This window comes from Aurantimonas endophytica (assembly GCF_014196845.1).
GTDB lineage: Bacteria > Pseudomonadota > Alphaproteobacteria > Rhizobiales > Rhizobiaceae > Aurantimonas > Aurantimonas endophytica.
The window spans coordinates 131,973-157,853 of record NZ_JACIEM010000001.1 but is presented as its reverse complement, the minus strand read 5'-3'; the positions used below and the strand labels follow the sequence as shown (position 1 = coordinate 157,853).

Annotated in this window: 23 protein-coding genes; 13 read left to right on the top strand and 10 right to left on the bottom strand. The window is 66.9% G+C overall.

Annotated elements, in window-relative coordinates; genetic code table 11:
• Positions 1-129: 129 nt before the first annotated feature.
• Both GGR03_RS00805 and GGR03_RS00800 read left to right on the top strand, forming a co-directional pair.
• A complete protein-coding gene (locus GGR03_RS00805; RefSeq protein ID WP_183205446.1) occupies positions 130-1,236 on the top strand; it encodes a Gfo/Idh/MocA family protein in 1,107 nt (368 codons plus the stop codon).
• A gap of 218 nt (positions 1,237-1,454) precedes the next feature.
• Positions 1,455-3,191, top strand: coding sequence for a sensor domain-containing diguanylate cyclase (locus GGR03_RS00800; protein ID WP_183205444.1), 1,737 nt, complete (start codon positions 1,455-1,457; stop codon positions 3,189-3,191).
• Positions 3,192-3,241: 50 nt separating this feature from the next.
• On the opposite strand, the gene GGR03_RS00795 is transcribed toward GGR03_RS00800, so the two are convergent.
• Both GGR03_RS00795 and GGR03_RS00790 read right to left on the bottom strand, forming a co-directional pair.
• Positions 3,242-3,772, bottom strand: coding sequence for a CoA-binding protein (locus GGR03_RS00795; protein WP_183205442.1), 531 nt, complete (start codon positions 3,770-3,772; stop codon positions 3,242-3,244).
• Entirely contained in the window at positions 3,769-4,587 is an 819-nt protein-coding gene (locus GGR03_RS00790; RefSeq protein WP_183205440.1) for an enoyl-CoA hydratase, read from the bottom strand. Before GGR03_RS00790 ends, GGR03_RS00795 begins: the two co-directional genes overlap by 4 nt.
• A 130-nt stretch (positions 4,588-4,717) precedes the next feature.
• Here GGR03_RS00790 and GGR03_RS00785 point away from each other — a divergent pair, with 130 nt between their 5' ends.
• From GGR03_RS00785 to rpsI, 3 genes are all read left to right on the top strand, one after another.
• Positions 4,718-5,170, top strand: coding sequence for a PaaI family thioesterase (locus GGR03_RS00785; protein ID WP_246367639.1), 453 nt, complete (start codon positions 4,718-4,720; stop codon positions 5,168-5,170).
• Between the two features lie 175 nt (positions 5,171-5,345).
• Positions 5,346-5,810, top strand: coding sequence for a 50S ribosomal protein L13 (rplM, locus tag GGR03_RS00780; protein WP_183205436.1), 465 nt, complete (start codon positions 5,346-5,348; stop codon positions 5,808-5,810).
• On the top strand, positions 5,810-6,286 hold the full coding sequence (gene rpsI, locus GGR03_RS00775; protein WP_183205434.1) for a 30S ribosomal protein S9: 477 nt from the start codon (positions 5,810-5,812) through the stop codon (positions 6,284-6,286). The genes rplM and rpsI overlap by 1 nt, the downstream gene beginning before the upstream one ends.
• Positions 6,287-6,419: 133 nt before the next feature.
• On the opposite strand, the gene glmS is transcribed toward rpsI, so the two are convergent.
• The 3 genes from glmS to GGR03_RS00760 form a co-directional block, all read right to left on the bottom strand.
• Positions 6,420-8,246: a glutamine--fructose-6-phosphate transaminase (isomerizing) gene (gene glmS / locus GGR03_RS00770; protein ID WP_183205432.1), complete on the bottom strand. Its 1,827-nt coding sequence runs from the start codon at positions 8,244-8,246 to the stop codon at positions 6,420-6,422.
• 102 nt (positions 8,247-8,348) lie between these two features.
• Positions 8,349-9,719 carry a bifunctional UDP-N-acetylglucosamine diphosphorylase/glucosamine-1-phosphate N-acetyltransferase GlmU gene (gene glmU, locus GGR03_RS00765; RefSeq protein WP_183205430.1) on the bottom strand — a complete coding sequence of 457 codons (1,371 nt, stop codon included), beginning with the start codon at positions 9,717-9,719 and terminating at the stop codon, positions 8,349-8,351.
• 156 nt (positions 9,720-9,875) lie between these two features.
• Entirely contained in the window at positions 9,876-11,873 is a 1,998-nt protein-coding gene (locus GGR03_RS00760) for a polysaccharide biosynthesis protein (RefSeq protein WP_183205428.1), read from the bottom strand.
• Between the two features lie 333 nt (positions 11,874-12,206).
• On the opposite strand from GGR03_RS00760, the gene metK reads away from it, so the two are divergent.
• From metK to argC, 4 genes are all read left to right on the top strand, one after another.
• Positions 12,207-13,472 carry a methionine adenosyltransferase gene (gene metK, locus GGR03_RS00755; protein ID WP_183205426.1) on the top strand — a complete coding sequence of 422 codons (1,266 nt, stop codon included), beginning with the start codon at positions 12,207-12,209 and terminating at the stop codon, positions 13,470-13,472.
• Between the two features lie 113 nt (positions 13,473-13,585).
• A complete protein-coding gene (gene speB, locus GGR03_RS00750) occupies positions 13,586-14,548 on the top strand; it encodes an agmatinase (protein WP_183205424.1) in 963 nt (320 codons plus the stop codon).
• A gap of 159 nt (positions 14,549-14,707) precedes the next feature.
• Positions 14,708-15,850, top strand: a complete 1,143-nt coding sequence (locus GGR03_RS00745; RefSeq protein ID WP_210291970.1) for a DegT/DnrJ/EryC1/StrS family aminotransferase — start codon at positions 14,708-14,710, stop codon at positions 15,848-15,850.
• A 120-nt stretch (positions 15,851-15,970) separates the two neighbouring features.
• Entirely contained in the window at positions 15,971-17,026 is a 1,056-nt protein-coding gene (argC, locus tag GGR03_RS00740; protein WP_183205422.1) for an N-acetyl-gamma-glutamyl-phosphate reductase, read from the top strand.
• Positions 17,027-17,083: 57 nt separating this feature from the next.
• Here the strand turns inward: argC and GGR03_RS00735 are convergent, their stop codons facing one another.
• Complete coding sequence (locus GGR03_RS00735; protein ID WP_183205420.1) at positions 17,084-18,175, bottom strand: COX15/CtaA family protein; 1,092 nt, start codon at positions 18,173-18,175, stop codon at positions 17,084-17,086.
• A 152-nt stretch (positions 18,176-18,327) separates the two neighbouring features.
• Here GGR03_RS00735 and GGR03_RS00730 point away from each other — a divergent pair, with 152 nt between their 5' ends.
• Entirely contained in the window at positions 18,328-18,537 is a 210-nt protein-coding gene (locus GGR03_RS00730) for a DUF2842 domain-containing protein (protein ID WP_183205418.1), read from the top strand.
• Positions 18,538-18,553: 16 nt separating this feature from the next.
• Here the strand turns inward: GGR03_RS00730 and GGR03_RS00725 are convergent, their stop codons facing one another.
• Positions 18,554-19,486, bottom strand: a complete 933-nt coding sequence (locus tag GGR03_RS00725) for an NAD-dependent epimerase/dehydratase family protein (RefSeq protein WP_183205416.1) — start codon at positions 19,484-19,486, stop codon at positions 18,554-18,556.
• 135 nt (positions 19,487-19,621) lie between these two features.
• On the opposite strand from GGR03_RS00725, the gene GGR03_RS00720 reads away from it, so the two are divergent.
• On the top strand, positions 19,622-20,176 hold the full coding sequence (locus GGR03_RS00720) for a sugar transferase (protein WP_183205414.1): 555 nt from the start codon (positions 19,622-19,624) through the stop codon (positions 20,174-20,176).
• Here the strand turns inward: GGR03_RS00720 and GGR03_RS24700 are convergent.
• Entirely contained in the window at positions 20,173-21,423 is a 1,251-nt protein-coding gene (locus GGR03_RS24700; protein ID WP_183205412.1) for an O-antigen ligase family protein, read from the bottom strand. The two genes, GGR03_RS00720 and GGR03_RS24700, sit on opposite strands and share 4 nt — an antisense overlap.
• A complete protein-coding gene (locus GGR03_RS00710; RefSeq protein WP_183205410.1) occupies positions 21,420-22,205 on the bottom strand; it encodes a glycosyltransferase family 25 protein in 786 nt (261 codons plus the stop codon). Before GGR03_RS00710 ends, GGR03_RS24700 begins: the two co-directional genes overlap by 4 nt.
• A 313-nt stretch (positions 22,206-22,518) precedes the next feature.
• On the opposite strand from GGR03_RS00710, the gene GGR03_RS00705 reads away from it, so the two are divergent.
• Entirely contained in the window at positions 22,519-23,082 is a 564-nt protein-coding gene (locus tag GGR03_RS00705) for a polysaccharide biosynthesis/export family protein (RefSeq protein ID WP_183205408.1), read from the top strand.
• Positions 23,083-23,319: 237 nt separating this feature from the next.
• Entirely contained in the window at positions 23,320-24,855 is a 1,536-nt protein-coding gene (locus tag GGR03_RS00700) for an undecaprenyl-phosphate glucose phosphotransferase (RefSeq protein ID WP_246367551.1), read from the top strand.
• On the opposite strand, the gene GGR03_RS00695 is transcribed toward GGR03_RS00700, so the two are convergent.
• Positions 24,849-25,664 (bottom strand): 3'(2'),5'-bisphosphate nucleotidase CysQ, encoded by an 816-nt coding sequence (locus GGR03_RS00695; RefSeq protein WP_252920134.1) that lies wholly within the window; start codon positions 25,662-25,664, stop codon positions 24,849-24,851. The genes GGR03_RS00700 and GGR03_RS00695 overlap by 7 nt on opposite strands.
• Positions 25,665-25,881: the final 217 nt, after the last annotated feature.

The following is a 25,881-nucleotide window of genomic DNA, read 5'->3' as shown; positions in this document are numbered from 1 at the left end:
AGCATGCCGGAGACAGGCTCGCGAGGCATGGCGCGCTCCAATTGCCACACGCCGCGATGCATTTGTTTTGCAACGGAACGCCTGGCGGCGACATTCCTCGGCAGGAAACAAGCATTGGAAGGAACAGCGATGCCGAGCGCCGAAGGGAAGATCCGTTACGCCGTCGTGGGGGCCGGGTGGATTGCCCAGGGCGCCTTCATGCCGGGCGTCGGCCAGACGTCGAACTCCGTGCTGGCCGCCGTCGTCACTGGCGACGCGGAGAAGGCCAAGGGCCTCGGCGAGCGCTACGGCATCAAGGGCTATGGCTACGAGGATTATGCCGCCCTGCTGGCCAGCGGCGAGGTGGACGCCGTCTATGTCGCGACCCCGAACTTCCGGCATCGCGAGTTTGCCGAGCCGGCACTCAAGGCCGGTATCCACGTGCTTCTGGAAAAGCCGATGGCGGCGAGCCTGGCCGATGCCGAAGCCATCGCGGCGGCGGCCAAGGCGTCCGGCGCGAAGCTGATGGTCGCCTATCGGCTGCACTGCGAACCGGGCACGCTCGCCATCGTCGCGGCGATCCGCGCCGGCGAGATCGGCACGCCGCGCTTCTTCACCTCGACCTTCTCGCAGACCGTGAAGGCGTCCAACCATCGCGCCCTGAATGGCTACTGGGCCGGCCCGGTCCCCGACATGGGCACATATCCGATCAACGCGGTGCGTAACTTCTTCGAGGCCGAACCCCTTCGCGTCATGGCCTTCGCCTCGCGCGTGCCGGAGCGCGACCTCGGCTGCGACGACACGGTGAGCGTCATCCTGACCTTTCCGGAAGGACGCAGCGCCAGCTTCACCGTGAGCTATTCGGCCGACAGCATCGACCGGCTCCACGTCGTGGGCAGCGAGGGCGTCATAGAGGCCTCGCCGGCCTTCGGATTCGGCGAGGGCACCTCGATCGACTTCCGCCTCACACGGGGCGGCGATACCGAGGAACGCAAGGCGCCGGTGGTGGATCATTTCGGCGGCGAGACGGAATACTTCTCCGACTGCATCCTGAACGACCGTGAGCCCGAGCCGGACGGCGAGGAAGGCGTCCTGGACATGATTGTCCTCGACGCCATCGACCGCGCCATCGTGACAGGCCTGCCCCACGAACTTCCGCCGCGCTCGCGTCCACGCCGTATAGAAGCCGAGCAGCGGCGGAAATTACCGCTGGTGGCGGTGCCGGACTTCGTCAATACCGACGTGCCGATGGAATAGCGCTCGCTGCGCTCCCGCCCCATACCCCGACGGCCGTGAATTCTCCGCAGCGGCGGCGAACGACAGTGCCATCGGCGGACGGGTGCGAGCCCCTCGTGGGATGCCTGAAACGGGGACGCCTGAACAATTCGTTCAGACCGAGGCTCTATAGCCGGCAAACTGCCGGGCGGCCGCCGCTCGGCCGGAACATCGCGTCGGGTGGAGGAGATGCAAAGGGCATGCGCGAATTCCTGTCGGCCTTGAACCGCGTGCGCGATCGGACGAGCATGAAGCAGCAGTCGGCGCTGCTGACCGCGCTGCTCTCCATCCTGGTCGTCGCGGCGATGACGACGGCGACCACGATCCTCATCCGGGACCGCGCAGTGGGGATCGCCAATCACCAGATGACCGACCTTGCCCAGTCGATGGCGGATCGTCTCGATCAGGAGATGTTCGAACGTTTCCGCGAGATCGGCAATTTCGCGTCGCTGCACCCGTTGCGCGACAGCTGGGATGGCGCCCCGGAGGCGATCCGTCGATTGCTGGATCAGATGCAGAGGACGCTGCCGCGTTACGCCTGGATCGGCTATGCCTCGCTCGACGGCGAGATCCTGGCGGCGACCGGCGGCACGCTCGAAGGCGTGTCGGTCGCCGAGCGTCCCTGGTTCATCGCGGGGTCCCAAGCGACCTCCGCACTCGACCTGCACGAAGCCAAGCTGCTGGCGGACATACTCGGCCCGTCCGAAGACGGCGCGCCCTTCCGCTTTGTCGACGTCGCCGCCCCGGTGCGCGACGAGGCGGGCAATGTCCAGGGTGTCCTCGGCGCCCATCTGAGCTGGTCATGGGCGCAGTCGGTCCGCAGCTATCTGCTGGGGGCCCTCGAGCCGGATCTGCGGACCGATCTCTGGGTGACAGCCTCGGATGGCAGCGCCATTCTCGGCGCGCCGTATGGCCAGCCGGTCCTTTCGCCCGGCCAGTTGCAGATCGCTCGCCAGACCTTCGTCGGCGGCGAGGGAGACGGGACCTACCTCGCGGCGGCCGTTTCCACCAAGGGCTTCGAGACCTACCCGGGGCTCGGTTGGATCGTCGTCGCCAACCGTCCGATGTCGGTCGTCCTGGCGGACGCCAACCGGGTCACGCTGGCCATCGTGCTGATCGGCACGTTCGCGGCCGTGGTCGGCATCGCCGCGTCCTTCCTGATCGCCGGGCGGGTGACGCGTCCCCTGACGCGCCTCGCCGCCGACGCGGACAGGCTTGGGCGCGCGGCTGCGGAGACCAGCGTGTTCGACCGCCAGCGCGGCTCGTCGGACATCCTGAGGCTGTCCAACTCGCTGCGATCCCTCATGCGCCGCGTGGATTCGGCCGAGAGCCGCGCCACGGAAGTGCGCGACCTGATGGAACGGACCGAACAGGCCCATTCCGTTCAGACGCTCGAGCACCGCGAAACCGTCCGCAGGCTGCGGTACCTGGCCGACACCGACCCGCTGAGCGGCCTGATGAACAGGCGAAGCTTCCTCGGTGATGCCCAGGACGTCATGACCTTCTACCGCCGCTACGACCGCACGTTCGCCGTCCTGATGATCGACATCGACCATTTCAAGCGGGTCAACGACGCGCATGGCCACGCCGTCGGCGACGAGGTGATCAGCGCCGTCGGCAGGGTGCTCGCCGAATTGGCCCGGGAGACTGATCGCGTTGCCCGATTCGGGGGCGAGGAATTCGTCATCTTGCTGCGTGAAATCGACTCGGCTTCCCTCACGACCTGGGCGGAGCGGGTGCGCCGCGCCGTCCATGCCGCTGTCGTGGCGACCGAGGCCGGCCCGGTAAGCGTCACCGTCAGCGTCGGGGCGACGCTGGTCTCGGCCGATGACCGGGATGTCGAGGACGTCCTTCATCGGGCCGACGTCGCGCTGTACCGCTCGAAGTCCAACGGACGAAACCGGCTGACGGTATCCCCGGCCCGGACGGCGGAGTGAAAGCCGACTGACCGAGCGATGCGCAGGGTTCGGCCCCGGCACTCCCAGCCCTACCGCCGGGGTCCGAGCCCGAAACTCTGATAGCCCGAGCCGCGGGTCGGCTTCTTCGAGGAGATCACCCGCGAGTTGACGCCGTTCCAGCCGATCTCGCCGGAGAGCCGGGCGAACTCGATCTTCGGGCAGCGATCCATGATCACCGTCAGCCCTGCCGCCTCGGCCTTGGAAGCCGCTTCATCGTGGCGGACGCCGAGCTGTGTCCAGATCACCTTCGGCTTCGGGTCGAGCGCCAACGCCTGATCCACGACCGCCGGCACGGCGTCGGAAGAGCGGAAGACGTCGACCATGTCGACCGGCTCGGGAATGCTCGCCAGATCGGCATAGACGGTCTGGCCGAGGATTTCCTGGCCGGCAAGGCCGGGGTTGACCGGGATGACGCGGAAGCCCTTCGCGAGCAGGTATTTCAGGACGAAGTAGGAGGGCCGGATCTCCTTGGCGCTGGCGCCGACCATGGCGATGGTGCGGATTTCCGTCAGGATGCGGCGGATGACGGCATCGTCGTAGCGCAGCGGGGCCGCGCTCATTCGTGCGTCCATTCCGGCTTGCGCTTCTGCAGGAACGCCCCGATGCCCTCTTCGGCGTCCTTGGCGAGCATGTTCTCTACCATGACTTCTGCCGTATAGGCATAGGCGTCGGTGAGACCCATCTCGGCCTGACGATAGAAGGCTTCCTTGCCGGTTTTGACCGTGGCTGCCGATTTCGAGGCGATGGTGGTGGCGTATTTGCCCACCACCGTGCCGAGATACTCCGGCGGCACGACGCGGTTGACGAGGCCGAAATCGCGGGCACTGCGCGCGTCGATGGTCTCGCCGGTCAGCAGCATCTCCATCGCATGCTTGGGCGATAGGTTTCGCGACAGGGCTACCATCGGCGTCGAGCAGAACAGACCGATATTCACCCCCGGCGTGCAGAACTGCGCTTCCTCGGATGCAATGGCGAGATCGCAGGAGGCAACCAGCTGGCAACCGGCGGCGGTGGCGAGGCCGTTCACCTCGGCGATGACCGGGCTCGGGTGGCGAACGATGGCCTGCATCAGCTCGGCGCATTTCTGCATCGTCGCGGCGAAGAACGCGCGGCCGCCGTCGGGGTCACTGCGGTGCCCGGTGAGTTCCTTGAGGTCGTGACCCGCTGAAAAGACCTTGCCCTCCCCGGCGATGACCACCACCCGGTTGGTCTTGTCGGCGGCCGCTTCGGCGAGGCCCGCGAGCAGCGCGTCCATCACCGCCAGCGACAGAGCATTGGCCGGCGGGGCGGCGATGACGAGGCGGGTCAGGCTCGGCGCGCGCTGGACGACGACCGGCCCCTCATTTGCCATGTGGAGTTCGAGAATGTCTGCCATGGGATCCGCGCACGCTGTCTTCGGGGCCGGGTGGCCTTTCGGTCGGCAGCTAGATAGGACGAATCGTGCCCGTCCGCCAACGCTGCGCGTCTGCAGCCTGCTCGAAGGATCCGTGCCCGTGCAGCCGATCATGACAGTTGCGGAGATCAATCGCTTCCTCGAGACCGACTTTCCGCAGCTCGGCGGCAAGGACGGCGGCTACCTCGTCGTCGACGTCGCGCCCGGCACCGCGGTGCTGCGCCTCCTGGCTGGTTCGCAGCATCTGCGCCCGGGCGGCACGGTCTCCGGCCCGACCCTCTTCGCGCTGGCCGACGTCGCCGCCTATGTCGCGATCCTCGCGCATATCGGCCCGGTGGCGCTCGCAGTGACCACGAATCTCTCGATCAATTTCCTGCGCAAGCCCGAGCCCGGCGCGCTGTTCGGCCGTGCCCGCATCTTGAAACTCGGGAAGCGTCTTGCCGTGGTCGAGGTGGCAATCACCCCGGACGACGAAGCGGACACCGTGGCCCACGCGGTCGCGACTTATTCCATCCCGCCCCGTCCGACAGACGCAACGGATTTGCCGGGTACGCTGATACCCTAGCCCATCAATGCCTTGTATCACAGAGGATTGGCGGCAGCGGCGCACCGCGCTTTTGCGTTGACAGCGCTGCCTTCCGCCCGTATGTCACCGCCCAGAGAGAGCGGCCGTGAGCCGCGCTTTTCGTTTGGCGGCCGCAGCGGTTGCCTCAGACTCACGAACGACCCAAAGGCAACCCATGAAAACCTTCTCGCAGAAGACCGAGACGGTGGAGAAGAAGTGGATTCTGATCGACGCCGAAGGGCTCGTCGTCGGTCGCCTCGCCTCCATCGTTGCGCTTCGCCTCCGCGGCAAGCACAAGCCGACCTACACGCCGCATGTCGACGACGGTGACAACGTCATCATCGTCAACGCCGACAAGATCGTGCTGACTGGCAAGAAGTACGAAAACAAGACCTATTACTGGCACACCGGCTATGCCGGCGGGATCAAGGAGCGCAAGGCGCGCCAGATCCTCGAGGGCCGCTTCCCGGAGCGCGTCGTCGAAAAGGCCATCGAGCGCATGATCCCGCGCGGCCCGCTCGGCCGTCGCCAGATGAAGAACCTCAGGGTCTATGCCGGCGCGGAGCATCCGCACGTGGCGCAGAACCCGGTTGCGCTCGATGTCGGCGCGATGAACTCCAAGAACACGAGGGCCGTTTGATGTCCCAGCTCTCCTCGCTTGAAGAACTCGGCTCCGCCGAGACCATCACCCAGCCGGAAGCGCCGGTCTACGTCCAGAAGCTCGACCAGTTCGGCCGCGCCTATGCGACCGGCAAGCGCAAGGACGCCGTCGCACGCGTCTGGATCAAGCCGGGCACCGGCAAGATCACCATCAACGAGCGGGACTTCGGCACGTATTTCGCCCGTCCGGTCCTGCAGATGGTGCTCCGCCAGCCGATCGTCGCGGCCAATCGCGACGGCCAGTTCGACATCATCGCGACGGTCGCCGGTGGCGGCCTCTCCGGCCAGGCCGGCGCGGTTCGTCACGGCATCTCCAAGGCACTGACCTATTACGAGCCGGGCCTTCGCGCCGTGCTCAAGAAGGGCGGCTTCCTGACGCGCGACTCGCGTACGGTCGAGCGCAAGAAGTACGGCAAGGCGAAGGCCCGCCGGTCCTTCCAGTTCTCGAAGCGCTGATCGACCAGCGTTTCGCATCGAAGCAGAAAGGGCCGCCGGAGAGATCCGGCGGCCCTTTTTCGTTGCGGCTGCTTTTTGCAGGGCCGTAGCTGGTTCGCGGCATGGACCCGCCCCGGCGGGAAACCCGTCGCCGCTATTCGACGGTGACGGACTTCGCCAGGTTGCGCGGCTGGTCGACATCCGTGCCCATCTGAACGGCGGTGTGATAGGCCAGCATCTGCAGCGGGATCGCATAGACGATCGGGGTGAGAATTTCCGGCATGTCCGGCAGGATCACCGTGCTCGCCATGTCGCTCCCGGCGCTGGCGGCGCCCTTGGCGTCGGTGAACAGGATGATCCGCCCGCCCCGCGCAGCAACTTCCTGCATGTTCGACATGGTCTTCTCGAAGCTGCGATCGTGCGGCGCGATGACCACCACCGGCATCGTGTCGTCGATCAGCGCGATCGGCCCATGCTTCAGCTCGCCCGCCGCATAGCCTTCGGCGTGGATGTAGCTGATTTCCTTCAACTTCAGCGCGCCCTCCATGGCCAGCGGAAAGGAGAAGCCGCGACCGAGGAACAGCGCGTGGCGCTTCGTCGCCATCTCGCGCGACAGCGCCTCGACCGTATCCTCCAGCGCCAGCGCCTCGTTGGCGAGCCGCGGCACCTCGGCGAGCGAGCGCGTCAGTTCCAGCTCGCGCTCCGGCGAGATCACGCCACGCGCGACCCCGGCGTGGATCGCCAGGGCGGCGAGGCTGATCAGCTGGCAGGTGAAAGCCTTGGTCGAGGCGACGCCGATCTCGGGGCCCGCCAGCGTCGGCAGCACCACATCGCTCTCGCGGGCGATGGTCGATTCCTGCACGTTCACCACCGAGGCGATGCGCAGGCCCTCGCCCTTGGCATAGCGCAGAGAAGCCAGCGTGTCGGCGGTCTCGCCAGACTGCGAAACGAACAGCGCCAGATCGACGTCGCCCAGCGGGCTCTCGCGGTAGCGGAACTCCGAGGCGACATCCAGGTCGCAGGGGATCCGCGCGTAGCGCTCGAAATAATAACGGCCGACAAGCGCGGCGTAGTAGCCGGTGCCGCAGGCCGACAAAGCGATGCGGCGGACGCTGGAGAAGTCCAAAGTCTGGCCACCGGGGATGCGCGTGCGGCCGGTGGTCATGTCGACAAAGGCGCCGAGCGTATGGGAGAGAACCTCCGGCTGCTCGTAGATCTCCTTCTGCATGAAGTGGCGGTGATTGCCCTTGTCGACGTAGAAGGCCTTGCCGGTGGAGCGCCGGATAGGGCGGATGACCGGGTTGCCGTGCTCGTCGAAGATCTCGATCGTCGCATGGCGGAGAACGGCCATGTCGCCCTCTTCGAGATAGCGGACGGTGTCGGTGAACGGCGACAGTGCGATGGCGTCGGAGCCGAGGAACATCTCGCCCTCGCCTTCACCCACCGCGAGTGGACTGCCGCGCCGCGCTCCGATCAGGAGGCTTTCTTCGCCGTCGAACAGGAAGCCGAGCGAGAACGCCCCTTCCAGCCGCCCGAGGACCGCCTGCACCGCTTCCTTCGGCGCCAGCCCGCGCTTCTGCTCGCGGGTGACGAGATGGGCCACCGTCTCGGTATCGGTCTGGCTTTCGAAGACGGCGCCATCCGCCTCGAGTTCCGCGCGCAGTTCGCGGTAGTTCTCGATGATGCCGTTGTGGACGATGGCGAGCTTGCCGGTCATGTGCGGATGAGCGTTGGCCTCGGTCGCCGCGCCGTGCGTCGCCCAGCGCGTATGGCCGATGCCGATCGTGCCGGACAGCGGATCGCCCTCCAGCCGGCGCTGCAGGTTGACCAGCTTGCCCTCGGCCCGGCGCCGCGTCAGCACGCCGTCTTCGAGGGTCGCGACGCCGGCGGAATCATAGCCGCGATATTCCAGACGCTTGAGCGCGTCGACCAGCCGACCTGCGACAGGTTCGTGACTGACGATGCCGATGATGCCGCACATGGTGGAACGAGCCCCTGTCTGGTCGCGCATTGCCGCCGGAGCGGCTTTGCCGTCTCTACCGCAGCGCACGCCCCGCGGGGATTCACGATTGGTGACGGGAAATTACGCCGCGCCGCCGGACTTCGACCGGGCCGCCTTCGCCGCCTTGTTTCGCTCGGTGATCTCGCGGCCCCGGCCGGGCTTGTTCACCTGCCGCTGCCGCGCGATCGCCAGCGCGTCGTCCGGCACGTCGTCGGTGATCACGCTGCCGGTGCCGACATAGGCGCCGTCGCCGATCCGCACCGGCGCGACCAGCGCCGAGTTCGATCCGATGAACGCCCCGGCCCCGATCTCGGTCAGGTGCTTCAGGGCGCCATCGTAATTGCAGGTGATCGTTCCCGCACCCAGATTGGCGGCGGCGCCGACCGTCGCATCGCCGACATAGCTGAGGTGGTTGACCTTGGCCCCCTCGCCGATCTCGGCGTTCTTCACCTCGCAGAAATTGCCGACCTTGGAGCCAGCGGCAAGGCGCGTGCCCGGCCGCAGCCGTGCGAACGGGCCGATAGAGACATTCGGCCCGATCGAAGTCTGCTCGATATGGGAGAAGGCGTGGATCGTCGCACCGGATGCGACCCGAACGCCGGGGCCGAAATAGACACCCGGCTCGATCGTCACGTCGGCGTCGACCTCGGTATCATGCGAGAAATAGACCGTGGCGGGATCCTGCAGCGTGACGCCATCAAGCATCGCCGCACGGCGCCGACGGTCCTGCCAGAGCGCCTCGACGGACGCGAGTTCGGCGCGGTTGTTGACGCCTTGGACTTCCTCGGCATCGGCCTCGATCGCCTTGACGCTGTGGCCGGCGCGTCGTGCGATCTCGACCAGATCGGTCAGATAGTATTCGCCCTTGGCGTTGGCGTTGCCGATCGCGTCGAGCATCGCCAGCGCTTCCGCGCCGGCGAACGCCATCACGCCGGCGTTGCAGAACCCGATCGCCCGCTCCTCGGCACTGGCGTCCTTCTCCTCGCGGATCGCCACCAGTTCCCCGTCCTGCTCGACGAGGCGCCCGTATCCCGTCGGATCGGTCGGACGGAATCCGACGACGCAGACGGCGGCGCCGTCGGCGAGCACCGCGCGGGTACGCGCCAACGTCTCGGGCCGGATGAGCGGCGTGTCGGCGAACAGCACCAATACGTCATCCACGCCCTTGCCGATGGCGGCGCGGGCCGCAAGAACCGCGTGCGCCGTGCCAAGCCGTTCGTGCTGCGGGAAAGTCGCCACCGTGCCGACATCGACCCGTACCGCAGCTTCGACCGCCTCGCCGTCGCGCCCGACGACGACGGCGAGATCACTCGACCCCGCAGCAGCAGCAGCGCGCGCGACATGCCGGATCATGGCGAGGCCGCCGACGGGATGCAGTACCTTCGACATCGAGGACTTCATCCGCGTGCCTTCGCCGGCTGCGAGGATGATCGATAGGCAGCGTCGCGCCATGGTCTACTCGTCGTTCCATTCGGGAGAATTGCCCATAGCACGGGCTGGCGAAGTCTGTGAACGCGGCGGAGCCTCAGCGCCGGCGCGCCGCCTGTGCGGTATCACCTCCAGCGTTGCCACCTCTTTCGAGCAGCCGCCGCGAGAGTCGCCCGGGCATCAGTCGTCGGTTTCGCTCTTGACGCGCGTAACGGCGAGCAGCGGCGGCGCCGTTTTCTCGCGCTCGATCATCGCCTGGATTTCCTGGCTCGGCACGAACTCCTGCACCGTCGACTTCAGCAGGCGGATCGCGCCGGGCAGGTCGTGGTCCCGGATCAGTTCTTCCATCTGGTCGAAGATCCGCTGCACCAGCCGCCATTCGATCGGCCGCGGGAACGCCGCCAGGATGTTGGCTATCCCCGTGCGGTCGGTGAGCTCGTCCGGATCGAACAGCTCCTCGAACAGCTTCTCGCCCGGCCGAAGGCCTGTGTAGAGGATCTTGACGTCGGCGTCGGGACGCATCCCCGATAGGCGGATGACGTTGCGGGCGAGATCGGCGATCTTCACCGGCGAGCCCATGTCCAGCACGAAGATCCGGCCGCGCTGCTCACGGTTGCTCAGGCTGTGCGCCGCCGACTGGAGGATCAGCAGGCAGGCCTCGGAGATGGTCATGAAGTAGCGTTCGATCTCTGGATGGGTGACGGTCAGTGGCCCCCCCTCCTTCAACTGCTTCTCGAACAGCGGGATGACCGACCCCGCCGATCCGAGAACGTTGCCGAAGCGTACGGTGATGAAGCGCGTATCGCCGTCGCTGCTGTGCAGGTCCATGGCCTGGCAGAACATTTCCGCGAGGCGCTTGCTGCCGCCCATGACGTTCCAGGGACGGACGGCCTTGTCGGTCGAGACCAGGATCATCGCCTCGACCTTGGCGGCGGCCGCCGCCTCGGCGACGTTGCGCGTGCCGATGGCGTTGGTATGCAGCCCCTCGAGCGGCTGCGCCTCGACGATCGGCACGTGCTTCAGCGCTGCGGCGTGAAACACCACCGACGGCTGCGTGGCGTTGATGACGCGCGCGATGCTGTCCCGCTCGCGAACGTTGCAGAGAGCGGCGTGAAGCCTGATCCGCGGGTATCTTTGGCGCAGTTCGCGCTCGATCGAATAGATCAGGAATTCACTGGCATCCACGAGCACCAGATTGCTGGGCTCCAGCGCCGCGATCTGCCGGGCCAGTTCCGATCCGATCGAGCCGCCCGCCCCGGTGATCATAATGGTGCGGTTCTTGATCATCGCCGCGACAGGCGCACCGTCGAGGTGAAGCGGTTCGCGCTGCAGCAGGTCTTCCAGCTTGATCGGCCGCACGTTCGACACCGCGTCGATGTCCTGCATGTCGAACATGTCCGGCAGGCAGAGCACTTCGAGCTTCATCCGCCCAGCGAGTTCGACGAGATATTCCAGCCGGGCGTGGCGGGAGAATTCCTGCCGCGAACGCGTCAGGACCACCGCGTCGGGCCGGCGTCCCTGGGCCTCGAACCGTGCGACCGCCTCTTCCATCGCCTCCAGCGTCCCGATGATCGGCACGCCGCGGATGAAGCGGCCGGATCGCCTGCCGCGCTCGTCGATGATCGCCAGTACTTCGAAGCGGGACTGATGCCCCTCCTCGGTCGCCTTGATGAAGGCATCGGCCGTATCCGTCGCGCCGATCAGGAGGACGCGCTTGATGGCTTCGGTCGTGTTTTCGTTATCCCGCTTGCGGTCCCGCTGGTTGCGGTAGCTTCGGTACCCGGCTCGCGGCGCGGCGAGCAGGATTATCAGGAATGCCCAGGCGATGATCGGAGCCGATCGCGGTATCGAATCCAGGCGCACCAGCATGAAGTGGAAGACGATGAACAGGCAGGTGGCGATGGTCGCGGTCTTGGCGATGGCCACGAAGTCCCGCAGCGATGCGTAGCGCCATATGCCGCGATTCATCCCCACCACGAAGCCGACGAAGCCGACGACGACCCCGAAAACCACGGCCGCCATGACGTAGGTCGGCAGATTGTAGAGAAAGGCGTCGCGGTCCAGTCGCAGGACGAGCGCGAGCATCAGGGCGATGATGCCCATGAGCGTGTCGTGAAGCCATGCAGCGCCGCGCAGGAGCACCATGCGCGACAGGTCCTTCGACATCTTGATGGTCATTCGTCGGGGCGCCAAACGGTCAGGTTGCTTCAGCGCCTGCATACACGTGTGCGCCGCAACTTTCCACAGCGTACGCGCGTGCCGTGTAGGGAGGCGCCATCGTATGGCTGCATCGTTGCCGGCTCGCCACGGCGAACTTGCCAACTCCCCTGATCTCGACCGCGACAGCGAAATCCGGGGGCCTCCCCTTGACGATCACCCGCGATTCCCGCAAAGCGCCCGCGGTTGGGAGGCGTATTGCGCCATTTCCCGACGTCACGTTGACCGCTCCGTTGCGCACGCGACGGCGCAGGCGGTCCTCGTGTTCTCTCTTTGCCGAGGACGGGATCATCTATGGCACGACAGGATTACGTATTCACCAGCGAGAGCGTGTCGGAAGGTCATCCTGACAAGGTCTGCGATCGGATCTCGGATGAGATCGTCGATCTGGTCTATCGCGAGGCGAAGAAGACCGGCGTCGATCCCTGGTCGGTCCGGATCGCTTGCGAGACGCTGGCGACCACGAACCGCGTCGTCATCGCCGGCGAGGTTCGGTTGCCGTCTTCCCTGATGAAGACCGACAAGCATGGCAACCAGGTCATCAATCCGTCGCGGTTCAAGTCGGCGGCCCGGCGGGCGATCCGCGACATCGGCTACGAGCAGGACGGCTTCCACTGGAAGACGGCGAAGATCGACGTGCTCCTGCACTCGCAGTCGGCGGACATCGCCCAGGGCGTAGACCGTGCCGCGGACGTCGACGCGAAGGGTTCCAACCAGCAGGCCGAGGGCGCCGGCGACCAGGGCATCATGTTCGGCTATGCCTGCCGCGAGACGCCGGAGCTGATGCCGGCGCCGATCTATTACGCACACAAGATCCTGGAACTCCTCGCCAAGGCTCGCAAGTCGGGCGAAGGCGATGCCGGCAAGCTCGGGCCGGACGCCAAGAGCCAGATCACCGTGCGCTACGAAGGCGGCAAGCCGGTCGAGGTGACGCAGATCGTCCTGTCGACGCAGCATACCGACGAAAGCTGGGATTCGGCGAAGGTGCGCGAGGTGGTCGAGCCGTATATTCGCGAGGCCCTGCAGGACCTGCCGGTGGCGGACGACTGCGTCTGGTACATCAACCCGACCGGCAAGTTCGTCATCGGCGGACCGGACGGCGATGCCGGGCTGACCGGTCGCAAGATCATCGTGGACACCTATGGCGGCGCGGCGCCGCACGGCGGCGGCGCGTTCTCGGGCAAGGACACGACCAAGGTCGATCGCTCGGCAGCCTACGCGGCGCGCTATCTGGCGAAGAACATCGTGGCCGCCAAGCTCGCCGACCGCTGCACCATCCAGATCGCCTATGCGATCGGCGTGGCGCAGCCGCTGGCAATCTATGTCGACCTGCACGGGACGGGCCACGGCGTGGACGAGGAACAGGTCGAGACGGCGATCCGCGAAGTGATGGACCTGTCGCCGACGGGCATTCGCCAGCATCTCGACCTCAACAAGCCGATCTACGCCAAGACCTCGGCCTACGGACATTTCGGCCGCAAGCCAGGCCGCGACGGCACCTTCTCCTGGGAGAAGACCGATATCGCCCAGAAGCTGAAGGCTGCCGCCCTCGGCCGCTGAGACGCAGAGAAAAGGCCTGCCCGCAACACGTGGGCAGGCCCCCCGGCGCATCGGTCGGCCAGCCGCATTCGTCTGCCCTTAAGCGTACCTTGCGCCACGATGGGACCGCCCGGATGACACGCAAGAGCATCGACCACGCCTTCACCAGCCGGAGCTCGCTCGGGGCAGCCGGCGATCCGACCTATGCTGGCGCCCTCTCCTTCATGCGCCGCCGCCAGACCAAGTCGCCGGACGGAGCCGACGTGACGGTCTGGGGCGTGCCCTTCGATGCCTCGGTGTCGAACCGACCGGGTTGCCGCTTCGGCCCGCAGGCGCTGCGGCGCGCCTCGGCGATCTTCGACAACGATCCGCAATATCCCTTCGACTGCGACCTGTTCGCCGCGATGAGCGTCGTCGACTACGGCGACTGCGCGCTCGACTACCGCCTGCCCGAAACCGCGCACGAAACCATGCGGCAGGAGGCGGAAGCCATCCTTGCCGACACAGGGTTCCTGCTGACGCTGGGCGGTGATCACTCGATCACCTTCCCGCTGCTCCAGGCGCATGTGGCCCGGCATGGCAAGCTCTCGCTCGTCCAGTTCGACGCACACCAGGATACGTGGCCGGTTGCCGCCGGGTCGCACGGCCGGCCCCGGATCGACCATGGTTCCTTCGTCAAGGGCGCCGTCGATGCGGGTCTAATCGACCCCGCGACGTCCATCCAGGTGGGCATCCGCACCCATGCGCCGGAGGATTGCGGCATCGCGATCATCGACGGCGAGGCGGTGGAGGAGATGTCAGCCGCCGCGATCGCCGAGCAGATCCTCGCCCGCACCGCCGGCAGCAACGTCTATCTCTCCTTCGACGTCGACTGCCTGGACGCGGCGTTTGCGCCGGGCACGGGCACCCCCGTCGCGGGCGGGCCGTCCAGCGCCAAGATCCTTTCGGTGTTGCGCCGGCTGGGCGGACTGGCGCTGGTGGGCGCCGACGTCGTCGAGGTCTCGCCGCCTTACGACCATGCCGAAATCACCGCCATCGCCGGCGCGACGGTGGCCATGTACGTCCTCGGCCTACTCGCCGAGCGCGAAAACGCCTGACGCTCCCGGGATGTTCTAACGCCCGGCGCGTCACCGGGCCCGCTGCCCCGGCGAAAATCGTGATTCACTGACACGATTGTTGAATGGCGCGGCGGGCGAAATTCGCTCACCAGCGACGAAAGCCGGTGCGCCCGGCGATTCGCGATCCGGACAGGCTTCATGACCCAGAACATTCCCTTCATCGATCTCGCCACGCAGCGCGACCGGATCCGCGAGAAGGTCGATCGGCGGATGGCCGCCGTGCTCGACCATGGCGCCTTCATCCTCGGCCCGGAAATCCGCGAGTTCGAGGCCGAGCTGTCGCGCTTCGGCAAGATGGCGCACACGCTCTCCTGTGCCTCCGGCACCGATGCGCTGGCGCTGCCGCTGATGGCGTGGGACGTGAAGGTCGGCGATGCCGTCTTCTGCCCGAGCTTCACCTTCGCGGCGACCGCGGAGGTCGTCGCCTGGCTCGGCGCGACGCCGTATTTCGTCGATGTCGATCCCGCGACGTTCAACATGGACCCCGCCAGCCTCCAGGCGGCGATCGCCGAAGTCGAAGCCGCCGGCAAGCTGCGGCCGCGGGCGATCATTGCGGTGGACCTGTTCGGCCAGCCCGCGGACTATCCGGCGATACGCCGGATCGCCGACGCGCACGGGCTGAAGCTGATCTCGGACGCGGCGCAGGGCTATGGCGGCACGATCGACGGCGAGCTGTCGAGCCGCTGGTCGCATGTCGTGTCGACCAGCTTCTTCCCGGCCAAGCCGCTCGGCTGCTACGGCGACGGCGGCGCGGTGCAGACCGACGACGCGGAGCTCTTCGACATCATGGCGTCGCTGCGGGTCCACGGCCAGAACGTCGAGGACAAGTACGACAATATCCGGATCGGCATGAACGCCCGCATGGATACGCTGCAGGCGGCCATCCTGCTCGAGAAGCTGGCGATCTTCCCGGACGAGCTGGCGGCGCGCTCTCGCATCGCCGCGCGCTATTCAGCCCGGCTTTCGAACATCGCGACGCCGCAGAAGCTGCTGCGTGATGCCACGTCCACATGGGCGCAGTACACGGTGCGGCTGCCTTCCGGCGCCGACCGGGCGGCGGTGGCCGCGTCGCTGCGCGAGGCGGGCGTGCCGACGGCGATCTACTATCCGAAGCCGCTGCACCAGCAGACGGCCTACAAACGCTTCCCCGTCGTCGGCGGCGCACTTCCGGTCTCGGATGCCCTCGCCAAGGACGTCATCAGCCTGCCGATGCACGCCTATCTGGACGAGCCGACGCAGGACTACATCATCGACGCGCTGGCGACCGCCCTCGCCGCCTAAGGCTTCCGCCGAACCTGTTCCGCGGCTCGCGACCCTCTGGACGTTGCGAGGAAAGTGCGTACATGCCGGCGGCGCGTGCGGACGATCGTCGGCGCCGCGGCAGAATGATGGGAATGGACGATGACAGACAAGATCCGGATCGGAGTACTGGGTGCGAGCGGCTATACGGGCGCCGATCTGGTGCGCCTTGCCGTCCGCCACCCCGCAACCGAGATCGGCGTGCTCACGGCGAACAGCCACGCGGGCAAACCGATGCGCGAGGTGTTCCGGCATTTCTCCCATATCGAGCTGCCTGACCTCGTGCGCATCGACGAGGCCGACTGGGGCACCGTCGACGCGGTGTTCTGCGGCCTGCCGCACGGCACCACCCAGGCGATCACGAAGGAGATCTTCGCGACCTATCCCGAGACCAAGATCATCGACATGTCGGCGGACTTCCGGCTTCGGGACGCCGCGATCTACAAGGAATGGTACGGGCTCGACCACGGCGCGATGGATATCCAGGGCGAGGCGGTCTACGGGCTCACCGAGATCTACCGGGATGCCATCCGCGACGCGCGGCTGATCGCCTGCCCCGGCTGCTACCCGACCGCCGTGCTGCTGTCGCTCGTGCCGCTGGCGCGCGCCGCGATGATCGACACGGCCGACATCGTCATCGACGCGAAATCGGGGGTCTCCGGCGCCGGCCGCAGCCTGAAGGAGAACACGCTCTTCTGCGAGGCGGGCGAAGGCATCTCTCCCTATGCGGTGGGCAAGCATCGCCACATGGCCGAGATCGAGCAGGAAATCGCCGTGGCGGCCGGTGTCCCGGACACGCGGATCAACTTCACCCCGCATCTCATCCCGATGAGCCGCGGCGAGCTCTGCACCAGCTATGTGCGGCTTGCGGGCGGCGCGACCGCGTCGGACCTGCGCAACCGTCTCGCGGAGACCTATGCCGACGAGCCGTTCGTCACCGTGCTCGAGGACGGCGTCCTGCCGCAGACGCAGATGGTGCGCGGCTCGAACTATGTCGCGATGAACGTCGTGCCGGACCGCATTCCCGGCCGGGCGATCGTGATCTCGGCGCTGGACAATCTGGTGAAGGGATCGGCCGGCCAGGCGATCCAGAACTTCAACGTCGCCTTCGGCCTCGAGGAGACGCTCGGCATCGAGCAGCTGCCCCTGTTCCCCTGATGTCGCTGTCGGCGAAGCGTCGAGCCCCGACCGTTCGAGGCTTCGCCGACCTGTCTGCTACTGCGCGAGGTATGCGCGCTCGGGATATTCGCCCTTCAGGCTGCGCAGATGGACGACGGCCATAGCCAGCACGACGACGCCGCCGGCCTGATGCGCCAGGCCCCAGCCGATCGGCACGGCGAGCAGCAGTGTGACGATGCCGATCAAGGCTTGCGCCAGCACCAGGAAGAACAGCACCACGGCGACCTTTGCGTGCCGCGTCCCCGGCGCCAGGACCAGTGAGGCCACGGCGTGAAGCGCCACCACAGCGAACAGCGTGTACGCGCCGACCCGGTGGACGAACTGCACCGTCATCACGTTCTCGAAGAAATTCCGCCATGCCGGCTGCATGTTCAGCAGACCGCTCGGGACCCAGGCGCCATCCATCAGCGGCCAGGTGTTGAAGGTCAGGCCGGCGTTCAGCCCGGCGACAAGACCGCCCAGGTAGATCTGGACGAAGGTGAGGAAGAGGATCAGGCCGGCGACGCCGATCGATCCCCGCGACGGCGGCGCATCGAAGCGCGGTCGAGCAAGGCCCCGGGCTACCCAGATGATCGCAGCGAAGATGACGCAGGCAAGCGTCAGATGCATCGCGAGCCGGTACTGGCTAACGTCGGTCCGCACGCTGAGGCCCGAGGCGACCATCCACCAGCCGATGCCGCCCTGCAGCGCGCCGAGGGCGAGGATGCCGAGGAGTCGCGGCTTCAGGAACGGCTCGATGCGGCCGGTGAGCCAGAAGAAAGCCAGCGGGATGGCGAAGACGATGCCGACGCCGCGCGCGAGGAAGCGATGCGCCCATTCCCACCAATAGATAGTCTTGAACTCGTCGAGGCTCATGCCGCGGTTGATCTGCTGGTATTGCGGGATCTGCCGGTAGAGGTCGAATTCCTCCTGCCACTCCTCCACCGACAGCGGCGGCACGACGCCGTGGATCGGCTTCCATTCGGTGATCGACAGGCCCGATTCTGTCAGGCGCGTCGCGCCGCCGACGACGATCAGGGCGAAGATCACAAGGGCGACCGTGTAGAGCCAGGCGCGGATGGCCGAGCGGTCACGATCACGGGGAGACGCCTCGGACGGCGCGGCGACGGAAGAGGCCAATGTGTTCATGCCGGTCGAATTGCACGCAGCTTGCGGCGGATCAAGGGCGTGAAGGTCGCAGGCGGCCCACTGGAAAGAGGCGGCCCCGGCGTTCATAGAGGGGCGGCGCGCGCCGTCGAAGGCAGAGTGCTGCGAGCGCGATCGTCAGTGGAAGGCCCCCCATGCCCGTCAGGCTCAAGAAATTCCTCGGCGCGATCATCCTGATCGTGCTGGTCGTCGTCTACGCCGTCCTCGCCACCGCCTTCGCAACGGTCTATCTCGCCGAGTCGAGCGGCTGGGTCCATCTCGCCTATTTCCTGTTCACCGGCCTCCTCTGGATCCTGCCGGCCATGCTGGTGATCAAATGGATGGAGACGGCGCCACGGCGCTAGCCGCCGGCGACGCCGCTCAGAGAACTCCCGTCGCGGCCATGTGCTTCAGCCGCTCGGCGGTATTGGCTCCAGGTTCCCAGCCCAACTTGTCCTGCAGATGGCCGGTATCGATGACGAAGGGCGTCGAGAGCTCCCGCCAGCGGGCCGCCTTGCCCGTCCAGCCGGCCGCGATCGCCATCATGGCCGCCGGGGCGGGCAGGACCATCGCAGGGCGTCCCCAGCCCCCGCGCAAGGCGCGCACGATATCGGCGGGGGCCAGGGGCCCGTCATCAGCGACAAGGAACGTCTCGCCCTCCGCAGCCGACAGCTCCAGGGAGAGCGCGATCGCAGTGCAGAGCTGATCGACGGCGACAAGGCTGCGAGGCCCGCCGAACCCGTCCAGCGGCAGCGGCAGCTTGCGGCGGGCGAGCCCCAGCAACGTCCCAAAACTACCTCTGGCGCCGGCGCCATAGACCGGCGCGGGCCGCAGCACGCAGCCCTGCGTCCCGGTGCCGGCAAGGGCGTGCCAGAACACCACCTCCGCTTCAGCTTTCGATATTGCATAGGCGTTGGCCGGAGCCAGCGGATCGCTCTCGCGGATCAATCCGTCGCGTGGGGCGTGCACATGGGCGGTGCCGACGAAAACCACCCGCCCGACCCCTTCGCGACCGGCGCGGCGGGCCAGTGCGGCGGTACCCTCGACATTCGCACGGCGGATCGCCGGCAGGTCGTTGGCGGCCGCGTCGCCGCGGCCAGGGTTGAGTGCAGCCAGATGCACGATGGCCTCGATATCGCTGGGCCAGGATCGCCATAATTCGATATCGGCGATGTCGGCCGGACCCTGGATCGTGTCGGGGCCGGGCGCGCCCGCACCGCGCGCCAGGGCGACCACGTCATGGCCGCGCGCCCGCAGCCAGGGGTGCAGGTGCCGGCCGACGAAGCCGCTCGAGCCGGTGAGCAGGATGCGCATGGAGATGTCCCGTGTGTCTGGTCAGGCGAGCCCCGAGACTCTAGAGCAGGAACGGGGGCGCGCCGGCAAGGCGGCTCGGTCCCGTGCCGGTCGGCCGACAGGCGCCTTCACTCGATCCTTCGCCGGAACGGCTTGATGAAACGACTATTCGATTTCACCGTCAGCGCGGCCGGGCTGCTGCTCTTCGGATGGCTGATCCTGGTGCTGGTCGTCGTTATCCGCCTGAGCTCGCCCGGGCCCGGCCTCTTCCTGCAGGAGCGGGTTGGCCGCGGGCAGCAGCGGTTTCGCTGCTGCAAGCTGAGGACGATGGCCGAGGGCACGCCGCACGTGGCGACACATCATGCGCAAGCCGCGAGCATCACGCGGCTCGGCCGCTGGCTGCGGCGGGTCAAGCTCGACGAGCTGCCGCAATTGTGGAACGTCCTGAAGGGCGAGATGAGCCTCGTCGGCCCCCGTCCCTGCCTGCCGGTGCAGGCCGAGCTGATTGCCGCGCGCGAACGGCGCGGCGTCTTCGCGCTGCGGCCCGGCATAACCGGCCGGGCGCAGGTGCTGGGCGTCGACATGTCGGATCCCGAGCGCCTGGCGCGGATCGACGCAGAATACGCGGCGTCGCGATCTTTCGCTGGAGACCTAAGGCTCCTGGTACAGACCTTTATCGGCGCCGGCCGCGGCGACCGGGTCGCTCTCTAGCGGCTGCGCTGAGCCATACGGACCGGCGGACGGGTCGAGTAGCGAAGCCGGAAGGCTTCGCGCCGGATCGAGACGAGCACCAGCGTCATGAACGAGAACGTCGACAGCACCATCCATTCGTTCAGCAGCACCCCATGGAACGAACCGAAGGTGACGACGAGGAACACGAAGGCGTAGGACGTCTCGACGACCCGTCCGCCGGGCGCCGCCCGGGTCACCTGGAACAGGAACACGCCGAAGATCCCGAGAAGAAGGCCGAGGCCGACCAGCCCGTTGGATGTCGCCTCGTCGAGAAACATGTTGTGGAGATGGGTGAAGCTGCCGACATAGCCGGCGTTGCCGGATGCCACGGCCGCGGAGACCGCCGCCACCCGCTTGGTGCTGCCGACGCCCGACACGGGGTTGTCGGCGATGACGGCGAGGGATCCGGCCCACATGACCGCCCGGACGTCCACCGACCCGGTCGCGACGCCGGTCTCCTCCAGCCGCTGAATTTCCTTCAGGCCTGCGTCCCAGCGGTTCTCGACGAGGGAAGCCGCCGGGATCGCGACCGCCAGGGCAACGGCGACGGCCGGCAACGCCAGCCAGCGCAACCGCGGGGGGACTTCGCGCCAGCGCGGCAGAAGCGAAAGGAGATCGAAGACAGCGACGAGAACGTAGACGAACCAGGCCGCCCGCGTGCCGGTGAGCAGCACCGGGACGAGCGAGACGTAGGTCCACAGCCGGCTGTTGGGCAGATAGGGTTCCGGCCGCCGCGCCTCCATCCGCGCCGCCAGACCCGCCACCGCGACGAGAAAGGCGAGGATCGCCTCGTTGAGCCCGAGCCCGAGCCGATTGTCGTTCAGCAGCGGATCGAAGGGAATCAGCGCCAGCACGGCAAGGATCGCGAGGCGGGAGCCGAGGATCAGCGTGTCGAGCGGCTGCCGGATCAGGCTGATCGACATCGGCAGGAACACGAAGCCCAAGATGATCCCGCTATAGGTCAGGAAGCGGTTGTCGAGGATCGGTTCGTCGCGGGCGACCACGAGGAAGGCCGTCCAGGCGACATAGCAGACGATGATCCAGGAGAAGGCCGGGTCGGCGTAGCGCCAGGTGCGGTGACGGGCGAAGCCGAGATTGACCCCGATCAGGCCGAACAGGCTGAAGACCCATTTGGCGAACGGGTTGCCGAGCACCAGCAATACCACGCCGAGGGTCAGGAAGGGCGAGTCGAACGGCCGCCGGGCGAGGAGCCATCGCTTGATCACGAGCGGTCTCGCGCCCGGGCCGCATAGAATGTGCGGCGGAACAGTTCCGACGTCCGGAACGCCAGCGTCGTCACCCGCCGCCACGGGGCCAGCCGCGCCGCGGCGTATTTCTTGGTGCCGCCGATCAGGCTCTTCTTGGTCGCCGCATTGCTGGTCACCAGGTCAGGGCGGACATGGCGGACGCGGAGGCCGAGCGCCCAGCCGCGCTCCAGCGCGACGTCGTAAGGCAGACGCATGGGCACGAGATGCAGCCGCAGGACCTCGGCAGCCCGCCGGTTGATCAGATAGCATGCCGAACTGCCGGTCGGGCCGAACCAGGCGAGACCCAGCTCGCGGCCCCCACCGAGCGAGCGCCGCGAGCGGAGAGCCGGCATCCGGTGATGCATGAGCTTGACGAGGTCCCAGTCGTCCACCGCGACGATGGCCTCGACGACCGGCAGGAAATCGCTGGTCGGGCGGACATCGTCCTCGAATATCACCGCCGCGTCGGCATCGCCGGCGAGAAACTCCTCGAAGGCGTCGAGATGGCTGGCATAGCAACCATACTCGCCATCCATCGGAATCTTGCCATGCAGGCGCCTGAACCCCGCCTCGTCCAGGACGCGTCGTCGCTCCTCGGCGGGAACAAGTGCGCCATCCACGGCCGGTACACGTTGCAACTGCAGTCCGCTGCCGGCCGCATCTGCGGAGATGGCCGCGAGCCTGTCGGGAGAACGGTCGAGATTGATGACGTAATAGGCGATCTTCAAGCCACGACCTTCACCTGCGGGGGGCAGCTTCATCCGCCCCGGCGCTTCGAAAGCGCAGATCGCGAGCGGGTGTCAAGGCAGCGCGCCTCGTACCTATGTCGAAGGTGGCGGCCTGACAGCCGATTGTGGCGATGCGATGCCCGCTCCGTCATCCACGGAGAGCGGGCGACGATGTCATCTGCCCTCGTCGACGTGAGGGAACGACAGCGATCGCAACTTGCGCGATGCTCGGCGCGCAAGCAGCGGAGGCTCCGTCGGTTGTCAGTTTTACCGGCGGTTAACCATAACGAATTATCAACATGAACCGAGCTGCCTGCTGCCCCGGGCGGGAACCGACGGAACGGACATGATGCGAAAGACGACCTTGGCGCTGATCGGCGTGATGATGGCGTCGCTGCCGGGATGCGCTTCCTACAAGCCGGTTCCGCCAGCCTTCCACGCCGTTCTCAACCAGCCCTATCGTCTGGACAGCGGCGATATCCTGCGGGTCACGGTGTTCGAGCAGGAAGGTCTGACCAATGCCTACCCTGTCGACAAAGGGGGATATATCGCGTTCCCGCTGGTCGGCTCGGTGCCGGCCCGTGGCCGCACGACGCAGCAACTCGAACAGGCCCTTGCCGACCAATTGCGGGGCGGATACCTGCGCGATCCCGACGTCACCGTCCAGATCGACCAGTATCGTCCGTTCTTCATCATGGGCGAGGTCACGACAGGCGGACAGTACACCTACGTCCCCGGTATGACCGTACAGAAGGCGATTGCCATCGCCGGCGGATTCACGGCCCGGGCAGAGCAGGAATCGGTGGACATCACGCGGCAGGTCGGCGAACGCATCCTGACCGGGCGGGTCCTGACATCCGACCCGATCGTGCCCGGCGATACGCTCTACATTCGCGAGCGCTGGCTCTAGAGCCGCGATCCGGCGGCCGGCCCGGCAACCGTTATCCGCAGCGCTGGCGGCGATCAGCAGCGACCGCAACGCCATGCGCGAAAGGGTGCACGGAACCAGCCACTTCCTCGAATGCGTCGCTGCTGAGCAACGCAATCTTAGCCGCCTCGTGCCAATGTGCCGGCCGGCAGGCTCATACCCGCGCCGCGAGCGACGGCTGTCGGCGCGCGCCGGGTTCTTTCGCGGAAGCAAAGGCACATGACGAACATGGAGGACGGCCTGCCGTTCACCCGGGAGGCCTTGCGGTCATTCCGGTCCGAGACTTCCGACGAAACGACCGCGCTCAATGCTTTCGCGGCGCGCGCCGCTCTGCAGTACCAGAACGATTTCATCACGCCGCGCCTGCTTGCGGGCGTCTGGCGCGTCATCGAGTTCGCGCTGCTGATGGGGCTCGGCCTGCTGGTCTTCTTCCTCTATGTCGGCTCGTCCAGTTATCTCTGGCTGTCCTATCTCATCCTTTCCGTGCTGGGCGCAGCCGCCGGTGTCGTCGCAATCGGCATTCTGGACGGTTACGATCTGGCCGTCCTCAAGGGTAGCCTTGCGCAGTTCTGGCGGGTTGCTGTGGCGTGGGTGGGAACGCTCTCGCTGCTCACGGCGGCCCTGTTCTTCCTGTTCAACGACGGCGCCTATTCGCGCGTCTGGCTCGGCACCTGGCTCGTCGCCGGACTGGCGACGCTGTTCGTCGGCCGCTTCGTGCTTCGCGCCAAGATCCGCCGCTGGGCGAGGAACGGCCGGATGGAACGACGGGCGGTCGTCGTCGGCGGCGGCAAGGGCGCCGAGACGCTGATCCGCAGCCTGGAAAGCCAGCAGGACAGCGACATCCGGATCTGCGGCATCTTCGACGACCGTGACGATTCACGCTCGCCCCCGATCGTCGCCGGCTATCCCAAGCTCGGCAACATCCGCGAACTGGTGGAGTTCGCCCGGCTCGCGCGCATCGACATGCTGATCGTGACGCTGCCCCTCTCGGCGGAAGAGCGCCTGCTATCCATGCTCAAGCATCTGTGGGTGTTACCGCTGGACATCCGCCTGTCGGCGCATTCGGCGCAGCTGCGGTTTCGGCCGCGCACCTATTCCTTCGTCGGCGACATTCCCCTGATCGACGTGTTCGACCAGCCGCTGGCGGACTGGGACCGGGTCGGCAAGCGGGTGTTCGATGTGATCTTCGCCAGCCTGGCGCTGCTCGTCCTGTCCCCGGTGATGCTTGCCACCGCCCTCGCGATCAAGCTCGACTCGCGCGGGCCGGTGCTGTTTCGCCAGAAGCGCCACGGCTTCAACAACCAGATCGTCGAGATCTACAAGTTCCGCTCGCTCTTTCACGAGATGTCGGATCCCCTCGCCCGGCAGATCGTCACCCGAAACGACAGGCGTGTCACCCGCGTCGGCCGATTCATCCGCAAGACGTCGATCGACGAGCTGCCGCAGCTGTTCAACGTGCTGCGCGGGGAGCTTTCGCTGGTCGGCCCACGCCCGCACGCCGTCCACGCCATCTCCAGCCGCAACGAGACCTTCGTGCAGATCGTCGACGGTTATTTCGGCCGTCACAAGGTCAAGCCGGGCATCACCGGCTGGGCGCAGATCAAGGGATGGCGCGGCGAGATCGACAGTCCCGAAAAACTGGAGATGCGCTTCGAGCACGACCTCTATTATATCGAGAACTGGTCGCTGCTCCTCGACCTCTACATTCTGGCCATGACGCCGATCAGCCTGCTGAAGTCGGAATCCGCCTACTGATCCGTCGCCGGCAGGATGGCGGCGCGTCGCAGCAGCGACCGGTCGCCGACGGCGATGAAATCAGGGTTGGCGAACAGGTCCTCGCCCGGCGCCCCGGTCAGCCCGTACGGCAGCGGCATGCCGTCGGTGCGGACGGTCAGGCCACCGGCTGCCCGCAGGATCGCGTCCCCGGCCGCCGTGTCCCATTGCATCGTCCGCCCGAAGCGCGGGTAGAGATCGGCCTTGGCTTCGGCAAGCAAGCAGAATTTCAGCGACGAACCGATCGATACCCGGTCTCCGACGGTGATCCGGGCAAGATAGTCCTCGGTCTGCGGCGTCAGGTGGCTGCGGCTGGCGACGACGTCGAGCGCCGACAGGGCCGGCCTGTTGGCAAGCGCATGGACCTCGTTCTCACGCTCCACGACCGGGGCACACCCGACGCCGCCGTGGTAGACGACGCCCGTCGCGGGAATCCCGACGCAGCCGAAGACCGGAACCCCGGCCTCGATCAACGCGACATTGACCGTGTAGTCCGGCGTCCCGGCAATGAAGCTCTTGGTGCCGTCGAGCGGGTCGATCAGCAGGAAGCGGCGGCCCACCTCCGGCACAAGGCCGGCAGCGAACCGCTCCTCCGCGACGATCGGAACGTCGGAGACGGCTTCGATGACGGCCAGGATCGCCCGCTCGGCGGCTTCGTCCGCCTCCGTCACCGGTGACCGGTCGGATTTGTAGGTCACTCCGCCTGCCGCCGCCGCTCGCGCGACGATCGCCTGCATCCCGGCGCGGACGGCCTCCACGATCACGGCCGGGTCGATTGAAGATCGTGTCACGACAGTCCTTTCGCTCAGGCTGCCGCAGACCGCATCCTGTCCGGCACGGGCGCGAGGTTTCCCCAGCGCAGCCCCATTCATGTTGGCCCGACTATGGCAGACAGTTTCGGGTCCATCCACCGAGGTCGCGCGGCCGCTTTCGACCTGTCTGACAAACCGCCGTGGAACGCCGTTCGACCGTCAGATCGCACCGGAACACGTTCAGCGACTGCCGCGT

What these genes read in the sequence shown, in the direction of transcription:
- GGR03_RS00805 (WP_183205446.1), top strand. Translation starts at nt 130, where the DNA reads ATGCCGAGCGCCGAAGGGAAGATCCGTTACGCCGTCGTGGGGGCCGGG.
- GGR03_RS00800 (WP_183205444.1), top strand. Translation starts at nt 1,455, where the DNA reads ATGCGCGAATTCCTGTCGGCCTTGAACCGCGTGCGCGATCGGACGAGC.
- GGR03_RS00795 (WP_183205442.1), bottom strand. Translation starts at nt 3,772, where the DNA reads ATGAGCGCGGCCCCGCTGCGCTACGACGATGCCGTCATCCGCCGCATC.
- GGR03_RS00790 (WP_183205440.1), bottom strand. Translation starts at nt 4,587, where the DNA reads ATGGCAGACATTCTCGAACTCCACATGGCAAATGAGGGGCCGGTCGTC.
- GGR03_RS00785 (WP_246367639.1), top strand. Translation starts at nt 4,718, where the DNA reads ATGACAGTTGCGGAGATCAATCGCTTCCTCGAGACCGACTTTCCGCAG.
- rplM (WP_183205436.1), top strand. Translation starts at nt 5,346, where the DNA reads ATGAAAACCTTCTCGCAGAAGACCGAGACGGTGGAGAAGAAGTGGATT.
- rpsI (WP_183205434.1), top strand. Translation starts at nt 5,810, where the DNA reads ATGTCCCAGCTCTCCTCGCTTGAAGAACTCGGCTCCGCCGAGACCATC.
- glmS (WP_183205432.1), bottom strand. Translation starts at nt 8,246, where the DNA reads ATGTGCGGCATCATCGGCATCGTCAGTCACGAACCTGTCGCAGGTCGG.
- glmU (WP_183205430.1), bottom strand. Translation starts at nt 9,719, where the DNA reads ATGGCGCGACGCTGCCTATCGATCATCCTCGCAGCCGGCGAAGGCACG.
- GGR03_RS00760 (WP_183205428.1), bottom strand. Translation starts at nt 11,873, where the DNA reads ATGACCATCAAGATGTCGAAGGACCTGTCGCGCATGGTGCTCCTGCGC.
- metK (WP_183205426.1), top strand. Translation starts at nt 12,207, where the DNA reads ATGGCACGACAGGATTACGTATTCACCAGCGAGAGCGTGTCGGAAGGT.
- speB (WP_183205424.1), top strand. Translation starts at nt 13,586, where the DNA reads ATGACACGCAAGAGCATCGACCACGCCTTCACCAGCCGGAGCTCGCTC.
- GGR03_RS00745 (WP_210291970.1), top strand. Translation starts at nt 14,708, where the DNA reads ATGACCCAGAACATTCCCTTCATCGATCTCGCCACGCAGCGCGACCGG.
- argC (WP_183205422.1), top strand. Translation starts at nt 15,971, where the DNA reads ATGACAGACAAGATCCGGATCGGAGTACTGGGTGCGAGCGGCTATACG.
- GGR03_RS00735 (WP_183205420.1), bottom strand. Translation starts at nt 18,175, where the DNA reads ATGAACACATTGGCCTCTTCCGTCGCCGCGCCGTCCGAGGCGTCTCCC.
- GGR03_RS00730 (WP_183205418.1), top strand. Translation starts at nt 18,328, where the DNA reads ATGCCCGTCAGGCTCAAGAAATTCCTCGGCGCGATCATCCTGATCGTG.
- GGR03_RS00725 (WP_183205416.1), bottom strand. Translation starts at nt 19,486, where the DNA reads ATGCGCATCCTGCTCACCGGCTCGAGCGGCTTCGTCGGCCGGCACCTG.
- GGR03_RS00720 (WP_183205414.1), top strand. Translation starts at nt 19,622, where the DNA reads ATGAAACGACTATTCGATTTCACCGTCAGCGCGGCCGGGCTGCTGCTC.
- GGR03_RS00710 (WP_183205410.1), bottom strand. Translation starts at nt 22,205, where the DNA reads ATGAAGCTGCCCCCCGCAGGTGAAGGTCGTGGCTTGAAGATCGCCTAT.
- GGR03_RS00705 (WP_183205408.1), top strand. Translation starts at nt 22,519, where the DNA reads ATGATGCGAAAGACGACCTTGGCGCTGATCGGCGTGATGATGGCGTCG.
- GGR03_RS00700 (WP_246367551.1), top strand. Translation starts at nt 23,320, where the DNA reads ATGACGAACATGGAGGACGGCCTGCCGTTCACCCGGGAGGCCTTGCGG.